Raw genomic sequence first — 1,858 nt, 5'->3', positions numbered from 1 at the left:
GACCAGAACGGTGTCAAACCCGCCAGGCACATGTACCGCCTTCCACCAGGGAATTTCCCGTACAGAAGGTCAAGTTTAGCCGCACCGCCCGGTCAGCCTGGCGTCCCTGGCGGCGCCGCGGAGGCCTGGCCGGGCGGGGCGGCCTCGGTCGGCGTGCCAGGGGCAGGCGTGCCAGGGGCCGACGTGTCAGGGGCTGGGGTGCCAGGGGCCGACGTGTCAGGGGCTGGGGTGCCAGGGGCTGGCGTGCCAGGGGCCGGCGCGGGACGCGGCGCGGGCGTGACCCGCAGCCGGGCGATCCGGCGGCCGTCCATCTCGGTGACCATGATCGTGTAACCGGGGACCTTGACCGAGTCGCCGGGCGACGGCACCTCGCCGAGCGCCGCGAGCACGTAGCCCGCCACCGTCTCGTACGGGCCTTCAGGAAGCTCGATGCTGGTCTGCTCAGCGAACTCGTCCAGGTTGAGCAGGCCGTCCACGTCAACCTCGCCGCGCGGCAGCTTGGTGGCCGCGGCGAGCCCGGTGTCGTACTCGTCCCTGATGTCGCCGATCAGCTCCTCCACCAGGTCCTCGAGGGTGACGATTCCCGCGGTGCCGCCGTACTCGTCGGCCACGATCGCCAGGTGCGCCCGGTCCCGGCGCATCTCCGACAGCGCGGCGAGCACCGTCTTGCTAATCGGCAGGAACTTTACCGGCCTGATCACCTCGTCGACCAGCGCCATCCGGTCCGGGGCCGTCGGTCCGAGCAGGTCCCTGATGTGCACGAAGCCGATTACGTTGTCGTAGGAGTCCTGGTAGACCGGCAGCCGTGAGTACGGCACGCTCGACGCGATGCGCGCCGCCTCGCCGATCGTGGTGCCTGCCGCGAGGAACTCCACCTCCGTGCGCGGCAGCAGCACCTCGCGGATCTGCCGCTTGCCCGCGTCGAAGACCTCCCCGACGATGCGCCGCTCGTCTGCGCTCAGCGCCTGGGTGCCGGTGACCAGCTCGCGCAGCTCCGCCTCGGTCATCGCCTGGCGGCCCTGCCGCGGGTCGCCGCCGAGCAGCGTGACGACCACGTTGACCGAGACCGACAGCAGCCACACCACCGGCCTGGCGAGCGTGGCGATCCGGTCCAGCGTCGGCGCGGCGAGCAGCGCTATCGGGACTGTGCGCTGCAGCGCCAGCCGCTTGGGCGCCAGCTCAGAGAGGACCAGGGTGATGAACGTGATGCACACAGTGACGATGCCGAACGCCAGCGGCCCAGCGACGTCATCCGACACGTGTTGCCCGATCAGCCAGGACCGCAGCGCGGTGGCTAGCGTGTCGGCGCCGAACGCGCCGACAACCAGGGTCGCCAGCGTCGTGCCGATCTGTACGGCGGACAGGAACCTGTTGGGGTCCGACGCCAGCCGCGCGGCCTTCGCGCCGCGCCTGCCGCGCCTCGCCAGCGACCGGACCTGCCCCTCGCGCAGCGAGACCAGCGCCATCTCCGCCGCGGCGAAAAACCCGCCGATGCACACGATGACAATGACGATGATGACGTCCCAGACGACCTGGCTCACGCTGTGATCGCCGACTTCCCCGGTCTCTTGTGCCAGCTGCGCTATCGCGGCCAGTCTAGACGGGATAGCGTATGCGTCCCGTGAGACCGCTGGCCACCTGGGCGACGACGCGGACGCCGGGAACGTTCAGGGAGGCACTGTGAGATGGTTCGCGCCGGGGCGGGCCAACCTGATGGGCGAGCACACCGACTACAACGAGGGGTACGTGCTTCCGTTCGCGCTCGCCCACGGCGTGACGGCCAGCGTCGCCGCCCGGCCGGGGCGCCCGGGGCGCCCCTGGCGCCCCGGCCGGATGCTGGCGCTGCGCTCCAAGCAGG

At 71.2% G+C, this 1,858-nt stretch carries 2 protein-coding genes; one reads left to right on the top strand and one right to left on the bottom strand.

Annotated elements, in window-relative coordinates:
* Positions 1-92 precede the first annotated feature (92 nt).
* Complete coding sequence (locus WA805_RS19705) at positions 93-1,541, bottom strand: hemolysin family protein (protein ID WP_425243068.1); 1,449 nt, start codon at positions 1,539-1,541, stop codon at positions 93-95.
* A gap of 139 nt (positions 1,542-1,680) precedes the next feature.
* Between WA805_RS19705 and WA805_RS19700 the strand changes: the two genes are divergently transcribed.
* On the top strand, positions 1,681-1,858 hold a 178-nt coding region (locus tag WA805_RS19700; protein ID WP_425243069.1), incomplete at its 3' end, for a galactokinase family protein.

The organism is Trebonia sp., from assembly GCF_049794275.1.
GTDB lineage: Bacteria > Actinomycetota > Actinomycetes > Streptosporangiales > Streptosporangiaceae > Trebonia.
This window is presented reverse-complemented; position numbering and strand designations above follow the sequence as displayed.